The sequence below is a fragment of the Tropicimonas sp. genome (genome assembly GCF_047971885.1).
In the GTDB taxonomy this organism is placed as follows: domain Bacteria; phylum Pseudomonadota; class Alphaproteobacteria; order Rhodobacterales; family Rhodobacteraceae; genus Tropicimonas.
This window is the reverse complement of record NZ_JBKEAE010000014.1, coordinates 1-13507: the sequence shown is the minus strand read 5'-3', so window position 1 is coordinate 13507 and position 13507 is coordinate 1. Positions and strand designations below refer to the sequence as shown.

The following is a 13507-nucleotide window of genomic DNA, read 5'->3' as shown; positions in this document are numbered from 1 at the left end:
CTCAGCCCTCCGCCAGATCGTCGAGGCTCAGCGCATAGAGCCCGTCCGCCGCCCGGCGCACGGTGGCAAGCAGGCTTTCGTGTTCGGGCAGCAGGCGCGCGATGTAGAAACCGGCAAGCGCCCGCCGCCGGCTTTCATCCCCCGCCATCGCCGCCCTGAGGTGAAAATGCGCGCCCAGCACCCGGGCAAAGGCGCGCAGATAGGCCACCGCAACGGCAAAGCGGTCGGTCATGTCCTGTGTAAGCAGCCATTCGGTCGCCTCGCGCAGGTTTTCGGCCGATTTCCATACCGGCCCGGCAAGATCGGGCAGCGTCGCACGGGCGGCCTCTGCCAGCGATTCGACCTCGTCGAGCAGCCGGAAGGCGGCCTCGCCGCCATCCGCCAGCTTGCGGCCGACCAGATCCATCGCCTGAATGCCGTTGGTGCCCTCGTATATCTGGGTCACGCGGACGTCGCGGGCGAATTGTGCCGCGCCGGTCTCCTCGATGTAGCCCATGCCGCCGTGCACCTGTATGCCGATCTGGGCCACCTCGTGGCCGATATCGCTGCCGAAGGCCTTGGTGATCGGCGTCAGAAAGGCGGCCTGCGCCTTCCACTCGGCTTCATCCGTCGCATTCGCGAGGTCAATGGCCACCGCGTTGGCCAGCGCGATCGCCCGCGCGGCGAACACCTCGGCGCGCATCGTCGTCACCATGCGGCGCACGTCGGGGTGCTCGATGATCGTGCCGGAGCCGCCGGCGCTGCCCTGCCGGCGCTCCGTCGCATAGGCGACAGCCTTCTGTGTGGCCGCTTCGGCGATGCCGATCCCCTCGGCGCCGACGCCGAGCCTTGCGTTGTTCATCATGGTGAACATCGCCGCCATGCCGGCGTTTTCCGCCCCGATCAGCCAGCCGGTCGCGCCGGAATATTCCATGACGCAGGTGGGCGAGCCATGGATGCCGAGCTTGCGTTCGAGGCTGACCACCCGGACGGCATTGGCCACGCCCGGGTTGCCATCCGCGTCGGGAATGTCGCGCGGCACCAGGAACAGGCTGATCCCCCGGGTGCCCGGCCCCGAATCCGGCAACCGCGCCAGCACCAGATGGCAGACGTTCCCGGCGAAATCGCAATCGCCCCAGGTGATGAAGATCTTCTGTCCTGTGATGGCATAGGTTCCGTCGCCGTTTGGCACCGCACGGGTGGTCAGCGCCCCCACGTCGCTGCCGGCGCCGGCCTCGGTCAGGTTCATCGTTCCGGTCCACTGGCCCGAAATCAGCTTCGGCAGATAGCGCGCCCGGATCGCATCCGATGCATGGGCATGCAGCGCCTCGATCTGCCCCTGGGTCAGCAGCGGGTTGAGTTGCAGCGAAAGGCAGGCGCCCGACATCATCTCGTTGATCGCCGTCTGCAACGCCACCGGCAACCCCATTCCACCGTATTCTTCGGGCGCCGAGACGCAGACCCATCCGCCTTCGGCGATCGCGGCGTAGCCCTCGGCAAAGCCGGGGGACGAGATCACGCGGCCGTTCTCCAGCCGCGCCCCGTGCTCGTCGCCGGCGCGGTTGAGCGGGGCGATGACCTCATCGCTCAGCCGTCCGGCTTCGGACAGGATGGCATCGGTCATCTCGCGGCCAACCTCGGAAAACCGGCCGGTCGCGGTCAGGGCGGCGAAATCGACCACATGTTCGAAAATGAAACGGTATTCCGAAATCGGCGCGCGATAGGTCATATGGGTTCACCCTCACCTGCGGTCTTGGCATGTCGAGATCGCGGGCGTATCACCCGACGCTCAGGATCAACCTAGTCCTAGCGGCGATCGGGCACAAAGCAAGACGCGGCGTCACGGGAAGACATGGACAAGACAACCGAACGTCTGAAACCGGATTCGGCCGGGATCGCCCGCGCGGTCGACCTGCTGCGCGCCGGCGGGCTGGTCGCCTTCCCGACCGAGACGGTCTATGGGCTCGGCGCCGATGCGCGGCAGGGCAGGGCGGTGGCGGCGATCTTCGCGGCCAAGGGGCGCCCGCGTTTCAACCCGCTGATCGCCCATGTTGCCGATCTGGAGACAGCGCGGCGCTACGGCAGATTCGGTGCCGATGCGCTGGCCCTGGCCGATGCGTTCTGGCCGGGGCCGCTGACGCTGGTGGTTCCGCTGCGCCCCGATGCCGGTATTTCCGATCTCGTCGCGGCGGGGCTGTCGACCATCGGCCTGCGCGTCCCGCGCGGCCGGGTGGCGCAGAAGATGCTGCGGGCGTTCGACGGGCCGGTTGCCGGCCCCTCGGCCAACCCGTCGGGCCGGATCAGCCCGACGCGCGCGGACCATGTGTTCGACGACCTTTCGGGCCGCATCGATGCGGTGATAGACGGCGGCGCGGCCGAGGTGGGTGTGGAATCGACCATCATCGGCTGTTTCGATCATCCGCGCCTGCTCCGTCCCGGCGGACTTCCGGCCGAGGCGGCCGAGGCGGCGCTCGGCCGTCCGCTGGCCCATGCCGCGCCTGCCGGTTCGCCGAATGCGCCGGGACAGCTTGCCTCGCATTATGCGCCGCGGGCGCCGCTGCGGCTCGATGCGTCCGGCGCACTGTCGGGCGAGGTGTTGCTCGGCTTCGGGGCAGGGGCGCAGGATGCCGCGCTGAACCTTTCGCCCGCAGGCGATCTGACCGAGGCCGCGGCGAACCTGTTCGAATACCTGCGCCGCGCCGATGCGTCGGGGGCAACCGGTATCGCCGTCTCGCCGATTCCCGAAACGGGCATCGGCCGTGCCATCAACGATCGCCTGCGCCGTGCGGCGGCACCGCGCCCGCAGCCCGGTCGCTAGGCGTGCCCGGCGCTGGCGCTCAGCGTCAGCGGGTCGATACCCAGCGTTGCCAGCGCCATCTCCCATTTGCGCCGGTTCCTGCTGGAAAAGACGATCTCGCTGGCGGCCTCGACCGTCAGCCAGCCGTTGCGCGCGATCTCGCTTTCGAGCTGCCCCGGCCCCCATCCCGAATATCCCAGCGCCAGCAGCGCCTCGCGCGGGCCGCGCCGGTTGGCCATGTCCTCGAGGATTTCGAGCGTCGCCGTCATGGAGAAGCGGTGGTCGATCCTGAGCGTCGCGCCCGCCACCTCGTACTCTGCGCTGTGCAGGACAAAACCCCTGCCATGTTCGACCGGACCGCCGACATGGATGGTGTTTGGCAGATCGGCATCCGCCGGCTCGATCCCGAGCTGTTCGAGAAGATCGGGAAACCCCAGTTCGAGCGCGGGCTGGTTGACGATCAGGCCCATTGCCCCTTCGGCAGAATGGGCGCAGATGAAAATCACCGAATGCTCGAAGCGCGGGTCGCCCATGCCCGGCATGGCGACCAGCAGCTTGCCGGACAGGTCCAGCTCGGTATCGGCATCGTTCATCACGCAAACGAGAATGATGCGCGAATGCGCGGCATACAAGTGGCCGCGACGCAATGGTGTCGATCCGTCGCCATTATGTGATTTCCACAAATCCGTATCGTGCCTATGTTGCGGCCATGAAAATTCTGGCCAGTCTCTCGTTTGTCGCGCTTTCGGCGCTTTCGTTCATGGTTCCACTACCTGCATGTGCAGCCGGCGGGGTGCCCGACAATGTGATCCGCGGCGATATCCTGGGCGGCTGGACGACCCGTCAGGGCACGCGCATGGCAGCGCTCAGGCTGACCATGGCGCCGGGCTGGAAGACCTACTGGCGCGCGCCCGGCGAAGCGGGTATCCCGCCCAGTTTCGACTGGTCGGGTTCGCGCAATCTGGGTGCGGTCACCTATCACTGGCCCAGCCCCGAGGTTTTCGAGAATTACGGGCTGCGCACCATCGGCTACAGCCGCGAACTGGTGTTGCCGATCGAACTGCATCCCACCACGCCCGGCGCACCGATCGAATTGCATGGCAAGGTCGATCTGGGGGTCTGCGAAAAGATCTGCATGCCCGCCAACCTGCGTATAGACGCCACGCTCGATGGCGCGGGGCGGGCCGATCCGGCGATCGAACGGGCGTTGGCCAACGCCCCCGCCCCGGGATCCCGGGCCGGTGTACGGCGTGTCGATTGCGAGGTTGAGCCGATTTCCGACGGCGTGAAGGTGACGGCGCGGATCGCCATGCCGCGCCTTCCGGGCGCCGAGGTGGCGATGGTCGAGACCGGCAACCCGCATGTCTGGGTCTCGGAGCCGAAAAGCCGGCGCAAGGGCGATATCCTCGAGGTGCAGGCCGATCTCGTGCCGGCGGGTGGCGGCCCGCTGGCGCTCGACCGCAGCGCCATGCGCTTCACCGTGATCGCCGGAACCCGGGCGGTCGATATCCACGGCTGCACGACGAAGTGATCACTTGGCGACCGATCTCGGACGGCGCGGCGCAAGGGCGCGGAGCAGGCCGGCGGCAAGATAGGCGATGATCGCAATTCCCAGCGACCCGCCGACGAAAATCCCCAGTGCCCCAGCCGGCGTCGCTGGCACGCCGGGCAGCGCCGCGCCAAGCGGCGGCCACGGCGCGCCGTAAAGAACTGCGTGGCCAAGCGTCGCGGCGAACAGCGCCGCGACAAGCGCGCTGGCGAGAATGGTGGCCACCGCAACGGGCGCCGAGCGCCGCCGCGCCGAAAGCGCGCGCCGGAATGCGCGCAACTGATTGCGGATATCGCGCTGCATCGCCAGCAGCGCGGGCACCAGCAGAAGCACCACCAGCACGCCGAAGCCAAGCCCGTAGACCAGCGTGATGACCGTGGGCTTGAGGAACTGCGCCTGACGCGACGGTTCGTACAGCAGCGGCATCAGCCCGATCACCGTGGTCATCGTGGTCAGCAGCACCGGCCGCAACCTGTCGGCCGCAGCATCGACGATCGCCGGTATCAGTGCCCGGTCGCGGGAATAGTCGTCGACCGTCGTCACCAGAACGATCGAATCGTTGATGATGATGCCCGACATGCCGATCAGCCCGACGATCGAGAACATCGACAGCGGAGTCGACCAGGCGATGTGGCCATATATCGTTCCGATCAGGCCGAAGGGAATGACCGCCATGATCAGCAACGGGCGGGTCCAGCTCGAAAACACCCAGGCAAGCGTCAGGTAGATGCCGATCAGGCAGAAGCCGAAGCCGATCCCCGTATCGCTCAGGAACTCCTGCTCCTGCTCTGCCAGGCCCGCCAGACGCGACGAGACCGAATATTCGTCCTCGATCGCCGGCAGGATCTGGTTGCGCAACAGGGTGCCGATCTCCTCGGCGCGGGCGGGATTGTCCTCGGAGATATCGCCGGTGACCTCGACCACGCGGAGCCCGTTCGCCCGGTTGATCTTGGAAAATCCGGTGCGGCTGGTCACGTTGACGATATCGGCCAGCGGCACGTAACGGCCCTGCGGGGTGCGAAGCTGCGTGCCGGCAAGGAAATCGGCGGTCAGTTCGCTCTCGGGCAGTTCGACGCGGATCTCGGCGCTGCGCGGTCCCGAGGGATAGGTCGCGGCCTCGATCCCGTTCAGCCGGTTGCGCAGCACGCGCCCCAGCGCCTCGACGGTAAAGCCCAGCATCTCGCCCTGCGGCGTCAGTTCGAGGATCAGTTCCTCCTTGTCATAGGCGAGGCTGTCCTCGACCGCCGACACCTCGGGAAAGCGGGCGACGGCCTGCTTGAGCGCCTCGGCCGCGGCCTTCAGCTGCGCGGTGTCCGCGTCGTGGAACTGGACATGGAGCGCGTCGCCGCCCGGCCCGCCGAACCAGCCGCGGAAGCTGATGGTCTCGGCCAGCGGATGGCGCTCGACCCGGTCCTCGAGTTCGCGCACGAACTGGTTGCTCGAATAGGGTCTGAGGTCGGGGTCGATCAGTTCGACCGCGATGGAGCCCAGCTGATCGGCATCCTTGGTGTCGGCGCCGGCCAGTCCGCGCCCGGTATTGCCGCCGACCTCGGCCAGCACATAGGTGACCGGGTTGCGCCCGTAGCGTTCGGCATAATCCTGTCCGACCGCTTCGACTGCCGCCTGCATGGCCCGCAACTGCGCCATGGTATCCTCGCGCTCGGCACCCGGTGCCATGGCGAAATTGCCCGAGACCGAGCCCTCTTCGGGGGGGGAGAAGAAACGCCATTGCACATCGCCGCGCACCAGCAGCGCGATCTGGCTGGCAAGCAGCACCAGCAGCGCCGCCGCTACCGGGTAGCGGGCCCGGATCACCAGCGCCATGAAGGGGCGGAAGACACGGGTGCGGAACCAGCCGAACCCCCGGTTCACCATGCGCGACGGCCAGTCGTACCATGCGTCCTGCCGTGCCGAGGCATGCAGCGAATGCGCCAGGTGGTTGGGCAGGATCAGGAAACACTCCACCAGCGAGGCCGAAAGCACCGCGATCACGGTGAAGGGAACATCGGAGATCATGTCGCCGAAGCGCCCTTCGATGAAGGTCAGCCCGGCGAAGGCGATGATCGTGGTGGCCGACGCGGCGAAAACGGGGCCGGTCATGCGCCGGGCCGCCGCCACGGCGGCCACCTCCGGCGCCTCGCCCAGCCGCCGGACGCGGAAATCGGCGTGCTCGCCTACCACGATCGCATCGTCGACAACGATGCCCAGCGTCATCAGCAGGGCAAAGAGCGACATCATGTTGAGCGTCAGCCCCGCTGCCCACATCAGTGCGATGGCGGTCAGCATCGCCACCGGAATACCGGCGGCAACCCAGAGCGCGGTGCGCGCATTCAGAAACAGAAACAGCAGCCCGATAACCAGCGCAAGCCCGGTGATCGCGTTCTGGATCAGGATCGAAAGGCGGCCGGAAATCTCCTCCGAACGGGTGCGGATCAGCTCGATGGTCACGCCTTCGGGCAGGCTCTGCACCATCTCGGCGGCGACCCGCTCGATGATGCGCTGAATCTCGATGGCATCGCCCGTGGCGGACCTGTCGACACGGACCGACATGGCCGGATTGTCGCCGACGAAATAGGCGCGCTCCCGGTCGACCCCTTCCAGCCGGACCGTCGCCACGTCGCCGATGGTCAGGCGGGCGCCATCGCGGTCCGAGCGCAGCGTGATGCCGGCCACCTCGCCGGCGCTGCGCTTTTCCGTCCCGGTGCGGACACGGGCGCTGCCGCCCGAAACGTCGCCTGCCGGCGCGGCATCGACCTCGCCGGCGATGGCGGCGGCGATCTCGGCCATCGTCACCCCGTTGCGCATCAGCGAGGCGGTCGGAACCTCGACCACAACCTGTGGCGCGGCCAGCCCCCGGATCGTGGTGCGCGTGACCCCTTCGGCGAACAGCCGCAGCACAAGCTCGTCGGTAAACCTGCCCAGCAGGTCCACATCGACCGGCCCCGAAACGATGACGTCCGAAACCCGGTCGTACCAGGCGTCGCGCCGCACTTCGGGATCGTCGGCATCCTCGGGCAGGGTGGTGATGGTGTCCACCGCCTGCTGCACATCCTCGACGGCCCGCGCCATGTCGTATCCGGGTTCGAACTCGAGCCGGATCCGCGTGCTTCCCTCGCGCGAGATTGCCTCGGATTCCGCCACCCCCTCGACAGCGCGAAGGGTGGGCTCCAGAAGCTCCACGATCGAACGGTCCACATCGTCGGCGCCCGCGCCCTCCCATGTCACGCTGACCGAAACGGAATCGAACACCACATCCGGCATCGATTGCGCCCGCATCTGCGGGAACGCGCCAAGCCCGGCGACGAGAAGCATCACCAGAAGCAGGTTCGCGGCGGTGCGGTGGCGGGCGAAATAGGCGATCAGGCCGCGCTGGCGGAGGGGGGTGCTGCCGGCCATGGCTCAGCCCCCCATCCGGCTTTCGATGCGCGCGACCATGCTGGCGGGAACCTGTTCCTGGCGAAGCTGCGACAGGATGCGTTCGCGCGCCTCGACGGGAAGCTGCGCATTCGCCTCGACCGCCGCGATCAGCGCCGCCCGCCGCTCCGGCGTCAGGGCAATCAGATCGGCGCTTGCGCCGCCGCCGTCCTGCCTGTCGGGCGTGCCCGTCTGTTCGCCGGTTTCGCGCACCAGAACCCCGCCGCCCAGAAGCGGGCTGCGTTCGGCGACGATGCGCCGCCCGTCCACCGCGGCTGCGGCGACGATCACCTCGTCACCCTGGCGGCGCAGCAGATCGACCGGCAGGATTTCGAGCCGCCGGTCCGGCAGAACGGCCAGAACCGTGCCCGCCGCGTCGACGGCGGTTGCCGGCAGAACGGCAACACCGGCCAGTTGCGGCTCTTCGATCTCGACGGTGACGAAATCGCCCGGGCGGAAGCCGCCGATATGGTCAAGACGGGCGAATATCTGCCGGCCCGTCTGCCCCTCGCCCACCGCCGCGTTCACCCGCGCGACGCGCCCCGTGGCAATCAGGTCGAGCCCCAGGACATCCAGCTTTACCCGGACCGGCGCATCGATCAGATCGCCCTCGTAGGTAAGAAGCCGCGCGTATCGTGCCGTCGAAAGCTGGAAGGCCACCTCGAGCGACCCGGGGTCGATCAGTGTCGCGAGGCGCTCGTTCTGGCTGACCAGCCCGCCCTCGACCACCGTCACGTCCGACAGCGTGCCGGAAAACGCGGCGCGAATCTCGGTATCGGCCAGATCGCGCTCGGCGTCGGCCAGTGCGATCCGGGCACGGCTCAGGCTGGTCCGGGCAAGGTCGAGCCGGTTCTCGGCGCTTGCCTCGGCCATGCGACGGCTGACCACCGACTGGTTGGCGCTCGCTTCGTCCAGTGCGGCTGTCTCGACCGCCGCGTCGGTGCCGACGCCGCGCCGCGCAAGATCCTGCTGGCGTTTCAGCGCCTGACTGCGCAGCGCGGCCTGCGCCTGCGACGCGGCCAGTTCGTCGTGCACCAGTGTCAGGTTACGTTCGGCATCGCGCAGTTCGACCTTGGCCTCGGCCAGATCGGTGCGCGCCACTTCCAGCGCCGATTCGGCCGCGCGCGGATCGATACGTGCCAGCAGTGCCCCGGTCCCGACCGCCGCGCCCGTTTCGAAATTCTCCGCAAGCTCGACGATCCGTCCCTCCGCGCTGGCCCGCATTTCCATCGTCCGGCGGCTCTCGATCGAGCCGAAGGCGGTGATCACCGGCACCACATCGCGCGCCGCAACGCCGACGGTATTGACCGCGAAGACACGCTCTTCGGCCGGCTGGATCGCCAGCTTGCGGTTCATCCTGTCCTGCACAGCCGACACGAACACGCTGCCGGCATAGACAAGCAGACCCAGCGTGAGCGACAGCAGGAACAGTCCCGTCAGGGATCTGCGCAGAAACTGCATGCGGCGGTCCTTTCAAGCGTTCATGCCCGTGACGCGGCAATCGGTAATCTAATCCAGTCGGCCGGAACGGCAAAGCCACGGAAATGTTACGCTGGTCGGGAAGGGTTCCGTCGAAAAAAACTCCGCTCAGCCCCGCTGCCTGTGCTCGTCGAGCCGTGGCATGATTTCGACGAAGTTGCACGGCCGGTGCCGGTGGTCGAGCTGCGGCAGAAGAATCTCGTCCCAGCCGTCCTTGCAGGCGCCCGGGCTTCCCGGCAGCGCGAAAAGATATGTCCCCTCGGCGACGCCGGCGCAGGCGCGCGACTGGATCGCCGAAGTGCCGATCTTTTTCAGCGATATCATGGTGAAAAGCGTGGCGAAGGCGTCGATCTCCTTCTCGTAGACATCGCGGTGCGCCTCGACCGTCACGTCGCGGCCGGTCAGCCCGGTACCGCCGGTGCTGATGACCGCGTCGATATAGGGATCGGCGCACCAGCCGCGCAGTTCCTGCGCGATAAGGTGGCGTTCGTCGGGCACGATCCTGCGCTCGGCCACAACATGGCCGGTAGCCTCGATCCGGGCCACGAGCGTATCGCCCGACAGGTCGTCGGCCGGCGTGCGGCTGTCGGAAACCGTCAGTACGGCGATGCGGACGGGGATGAACTCCCTTTCGGTTTCGGATTCGTGCATGTCTCAACTCCGTTGCATGAATGCCAGCTTGGTGGCCAGCGTGATGAATATCCCCGCCGTGACCCGCCCGAGCCAGCGCCCCAGCCGGGGCGATCCGGCAAGCTGCCGGCCGAGACTGCCGGCAAAGACCCCGACCAGCCCGTTTACCAGCAGACCGCCAAGCGCCAGGATCGCCCCGAAAGTCAGGAATTGCGGCAGAACCTGCCCGCGCCCGGGATCGACGAATTGCGGCAGGAAGGCGAGGACGAACAGGATGACCTTGGGGTTGGTCAGGTTGACCAGCAGCCCCTGACGGAAGGCGCGCCGGGGCGACAGGCCGGCAACCCTCGCATCCGGCACCGGCCCGCTGCGCAGGGCGTCAAAGGCCAGCCACAGCAGATAGCCCACACCGCCCCAGCGGATCACGTCGAGCAGCGCCGGTTCGGCGGCCACCAGCGCGCTGAGGCCGAGCCCGGCGGCAAGCGTGTGGGCAAATACGCCAAGCGCGACGCCGGCGTCCGCGGCCAGCGCCGCCCGTGGCCCGCCGCGCAGCCCCTGCGCAAGACAGAACATCATGTCCGCCCCCGGCGTCAGGTTCAGCACCAGCCCGGCGGGAACAAAGGCGAGCAGGGTCAGCATGTCGATCGGTATCATCGTTTCCTTTCAGCGGCGCAGCCGCTTGCGAATGTCCAGCAGATCCGCCCAGGCCTCGCGTTTCGCGACCGGGTTGCGCAGCAGATAGGCCGGGTGGAACATCGGTATCGCCGGACGGCCCTGCACCTCGGCCCAGTGGCCGCGCAGCCGCGTGATGCCGCGCCGGCCCAGCATCGCCTGGCACGAGATATTGCCCATCAGCACCAGCACATCGGGGGCGGCCAGTTCGATATGGCGTTCGACGAAGGGCCTCATCATCGCGATCTCCTCGGGTCTCGGATCGCGGTTCTGCGGCGGCCGCCACGGCAGGATATTGCTGATGTAGAGGGCGGTTTCGGCATCCGGCGCGTCGCGCGACAGCCCGATCGCGGCGAACATCCGGTCGAGCAGCTGCCCGGCACGTCCGACAAAGGGCCTGCCCCGGATATCCTCGTCGCGGCCCGGCGCCTCGCCGACGATCATCACCCGCGCTTCGGGCCGCCCGTCGGAGAAGACCAGCGAGCGCGCCGCCATTTTCAGCTCGCAACGCTCGAAACCGGCCAGCGCCGCTTGCAGATCGTCGAGGCTTGCTGCTGCCCGGGCCAGCGCCCGCGCCTCGGCGATCGGGTCAATTCCGGGCTGCGGGGCAGGCGCAGGAACGGCCGGCCGCGCGTATCCGCCGCCATGTCCGGCCGGTTCCGGGGCAGCCTGTTCCCGTTTCTTTTGTTCCGCCCCGGCCGCCGCCAGCGCATAGCGGTCGGCCGGCGCGTCGAGGATCGCCTCGTCCGCCCCCAGCGCGGCCTGAAACTCCAGCGCCGCGAGAATCTCCGCATGCAGATCCCGATCAGCCATGTGCCTTGCTAGCCCATCGCCGTGGCGACGGAAAGCGTCCCGCGCGGCTACGGGTTCCTTTGGCGTTGTCGGCAAGGCCGGCTCTGCTATAACCGCGCCAGCATTCCGGAGGGCTCCATGACATTCCGCGCCAGGCACCTGCTGGGGATCGAACAACTCCACCCGATCGAGATCACGACGCTTCTGGACCTTGCCGACAGCTATGTCGCGCTCAGTCGCGCGCCCGAAAAACACTCCGATGCGCTGCGCGGGCTGACCCAGATCAACATGTTCTTCGAAAATTCCACCCGCACCCAGGCCAGTTTCGAACTGGCGGGCAAACGGCTGGGGGCGGATGTGATGAACATGGCGATGCAGGCCAGTTCGATCAAGAAGGGCGAGACGCTGATCGATACCGCGCTGACGCTGAATGCCATGCATCCCGACCTGCTGGTGGTGCGCCACCCGCAGTCCGGTGCGGTGGACCTGCTGGCGCAAAAGGTCAACTGCGCGGTGCTGAACGCCGGCGACGGGCGGCACGAGCATCCCACACAGGCGCTGCTCGACGCGCTGACCATCCGGCGGGCCAAGGGGCGGCTGCACCGGCTCAACATCGCCATCTGCGGCGATATCGCCCACAGCCGGGTGGCGCGGTCGAATATCCTGCTGCTGGGCCGGATGGAAAACCGCGTGCGGCTGGTCGGCCCGCCCACCCTGGTACCCACCGGCGCCGCCGATTGGGGAGTCGAGGTCCATGACGACATGAAACAGGGGCTTGACGGCTGCGACGTGGTGATGATGCTGCGGCTTCAGAAGGAACGCATGGACGGCGGCTTCATCCCGTCGGAGCGCGAATATTATCACCGCTACGGGCTCGATGCCGAAAAGCTTGCCTATGCGAAGGACGACGCCATCGTCATGCACCCCGGCCCGATGAACCGCGGCGTCGAGATCGACGGCACCATCGCTGACGACATCAACCGCTCGGTGATCCAGGAACAGGTCGAGATGGGTGTCGCGGTGCGGATGGCCGCGATGGACCTGCTGGCGCGCAACCTGAGGGAAGCCCGGGCCGATGAATGAGGCGCATGCACCGGTTCTGGCCAGTTTCCATGCCGACCGTGAAACCTATGTCCGCGGACATGTCGTTCTGGCGGCCCTCGGCGCGCTGATCGCATCGGCGGTGCTGATCGCGCTCGGCAATGCCGATGTCTGGGTCGGGCCGGTCGGCGCGGTGCTGGCGGTGGTGCTCAGGGGGTATTACCTCGCCTCCGAGGAACTCGCCGTCCGCTGGGACCTGACCGCGGCCCGGCTCGTCTGCAACAACGGGCGCTCGCTGCGGCTCGACCAGATCGCCCAGGTCCGGCGGCTCGGCTCGTCGGTGCAGGTGATCACGCGGGGCGGCGACAAGTACCTGCTCAAATACCAGCGCGATCCCGACACCGTACGCCGCCGGATCGAACAGGCGGCGGGGCGGCAGACATGAGCGAACACTCGGGCTGGGAGGGGATTCTGCAACCGGGCGAGACCGTCCTGTGGCAGGGCCGCCCGTCGGGGCGGGTCAGCTTTCGCCACGCCTCGCCCCGGCGCATGGTCGCCGGCGGATTCATGACGGCCTTCGCTGTCTTCTGGACAATCAGCGCTGCCGGCGCCGCCGGCGGGGCGACGGACCTGATCGGGCGCATCTTTCCCCTGTTCGGGCTGATCTTCGTCTTCCTCGGTTTGCGTGAAGCCGGCGGCTGGGAAGTCTGGCGTGCCTTTGTCCGTCGGCACAGCTGGTATTCGCTGACCAGCCGGCGTGCCTTTATCGCCACCGAGATCTTCGGCCGGCGCGCCCTGCGGTCCTGGCCCATCGACCGCGAGACGGTGCTCGATTTCGAGGAGGGTCCGCCCGACACCATCTGGTTCGCCGACCGTCCTGGTCGGCGCGGACGGCCCAGAACGCGCACCACCGAGCGCGTCGGTTTCGAGCTGATCGACGACGGGCGCGAGGTGCTGCGCCTGATGCGAAACATCCAGAGGGGGGCCGCATGACCGACCTGACGCTCACCAACGCGCGCCTGATCGACCCCGAGGCCGGAACAGACCGGACCGGCACCCTGACGATCCGCGATGGAGAGATCGCCGCCGTCACAACCGGCACCCCGCCGGCCGGGGATGCGGTCGATTGCCGGGGTTTGTGCCTGGCGCCCGGT

At 67.8% G+C, this 13507-nt stretch carries 12 protein-coding genes; 5 read left to right on the top strand and 7 right to left on the bottom strand.

Features of this window, described 5'->3' with window-relative positions; genetic code table 11:
- Position 1 precedes the first annotated feature (1 nt).
- Entirely contained in the window at positions 2-1708 is a 1707-nt protein-coding gene (locus ACK5IR_RS01420; protein WP_416925168.1) for an acyl-CoA dehydrogenase, read from the bottom strand.
- Positions 1709-1831: 123 nt separating this feature from the next.
- On the opposite strand from ACK5IR_RS01420, the gene ACK5IR_RS01415 reads away from it, so the two are divergent.
- Positions 1832-2797: an L-threonylcarbamoyladenylate synthase gene (locus ACK5IR_RS01415; protein ID WP_416925166.1), complete on the top strand. Its 966-nt coding sequence runs from the start codon at positions 1832-1834 to the stop codon at positions 2795-2797.
- Here ACK5IR_RS01415 and ACK5IR_RS01410 read toward each other — a convergent pair.
- Positions 2794-3369, bottom strand: coding sequence for a YqgE/AlgH family protein (locus ACK5IR_RS01410; RefSeq protein WP_416925164.1), 576 nt, complete (start codon positions 3367-3369; stop codon positions 2794-2796). The two genes, ACK5IR_RS01415 and ACK5IR_RS01410, sit on opposite strands and share 4 nt — an antisense overlap.
- A 116-nt stretch (positions 3370-3485) precedes the next feature.
- On the opposite strand from ACK5IR_RS01410, the gene ACK5IR_RS01405 reads away from it, so the two are divergent.
- Positions 3486-4307, top strand: coding sequence for a protein-disulfide reductase DsbD domain-containing protein (locus ACK5IR_RS01405; protein ID WP_416925162.1), 822 nt, complete (start codon positions 3486-3488; stop codon positions 4305-4307).
- On the opposite strand, the gene ACK5IR_RS01400 is transcribed toward ACK5IR_RS01405, so the two are convergent.
- From ACK5IR_RS01400 to ACK5IR_RS01380, 5 genes are all read right to left on the bottom strand, one after another.
- Positions 4308-7721, bottom strand: a complete 3414-nt coding sequence (locus ACK5IR_RS01400; RefSeq protein WP_416925160.1) for an efflux RND transporter permease subunit — start codon at positions 7719-7721, stop codon at positions 4308-4310.
- A 3-nt stretch (positions 7722-7724) separates the two neighbouring features.
- Positions 7725-9200: an efflux RND transporter periplasmic adaptor subunit gene (locus ACK5IR_RS01395; RefSeq protein ID WP_416925158.1), complete on the bottom strand. Its 1476-nt coding sequence runs from the start codon at positions 9198-9200 to the stop codon at positions 7725-7727.
- Between the two features lie 126 nt (positions 9201-9326).
- Positions 9327-9869, bottom strand: a complete 543-nt coding sequence (moaB, locus tag ACK5IR_RS01390; protein WP_416925156.1) for a molybdenum cofactor biosynthesis protein B — start codon at positions 9867-9869, stop codon at positions 9327-9329.
- A 3-nt stretch (positions 9870-9872) separates the two neighbouring features.
- Complete coding sequence (locus ACK5IR_RS01385) at positions 9873-10502, bottom strand: LysE family translocator (RefSeq protein WP_416925154.1); 630 nt, start codon at positions 10500-10502, stop codon at positions 9873-9875.
- 9 nt (positions 10503-10511) lie between these two features.
- Positions 10512-11333: a uracil-DNA glycosylase gene (locus ACK5IR_RS01380; protein WP_416925151.1), complete on the bottom strand. Its 822-nt coding sequence runs from the start codon at positions 11331-11333 to the stop codon at positions 10512-10514.
- A 117-nt stretch (positions 11334-11450) separates the two neighbouring features.
- Here ACK5IR_RS01380 and ACK5IR_RS01375 point away from each other — a divergent pair, with 117 nt between their 5' ends.
- Genes ACK5IR_RS01375 through ACK5IR_RS01365 form a run of 3 tightly spaced genes read left to right on the top strand, consistent with a single transcriptional unit; the run spans position 11451 to position 13346 of the window.
- A complete protein-coding gene (locus ACK5IR_RS01375) occupies positions 11451-12395 on the top strand; it encodes an aspartate carbamoyltransferase catalytic subunit (RefSeq protein ID WP_416925149.1) in 945 nt (314 codons plus the stop codon).
- Positions 12388-12798, top strand: coding sequence for a hypothetical protein (locus ACK5IR_RS01370; protein WP_416925147.1), 411 nt, complete (start codon positions 12388-12390; stop codon positions 12796-12798). Before ACK5IR_RS01375 ends, ACK5IR_RS01370 begins: the two co-directional genes overlap by 8 nt.
- Positions 12795-13346: an aspartate carbamoyltransferase catalytic subunit gene (locus ACK5IR_RS01365; protein ID WP_416925145.1), complete on the top strand. Its 552-nt coding sequence runs from the start codon at positions 12795-12797 to the stop codon at positions 13344-13346. The genes ACK5IR_RS01370 and ACK5IR_RS01365 overlap by 4 nt, the downstream gene beginning before the upstream one ends.
- The last annotated feature ends 161 nt before the right edge of the window (positions 13347-13507 follow it).